General features: G+C 53.5%; 1 protein-coding gene. It reads left to right on the top strand.

The genetic code is table 11. The features are described from left to right. Positions 1 to 197, top strand: a 197-nt coding sequence (locus MXD62_RS09455) for an SDR family oxidoreductase (protein WP_248828984.1), incomplete at its 5' end; no start/stop codon positions are given. Between the last annotated feature and the right edge of the window lie 46 nt (positions 198 to 243).

Raw genomic sequence — 243 nt, forward strand, 5'->3', positions numbered from 1 at the left:
CTGTATGCCCGGGCTATACGTTCACTGACATGGTTGCAGCGGTCCCTGAAAAAGTGCAAGAGAAAATCACCGCAAAAATTCCAAAAGGGCGCTTCGGCACCCCGGCTGAAGTCGCTAAAGCTGTTCGCTTCCTGACGGTGGATGGCGACTATATCACTGGCCAATGCATCAACGTGAACGGCGGCATGTACATGTAAGCAAAATAGAGTATGCCCCCGGGTCTTTCCGGGGGCGCTTTTACGG

This window comes from Frankia sp. Mgl5, assembly GCF_023242985.1.
GTDB lineage: Bacteria > Actinomycetota > Actinomycetes > Frankiales > Frankiaceae > Parafrankia > Parafrankia soli.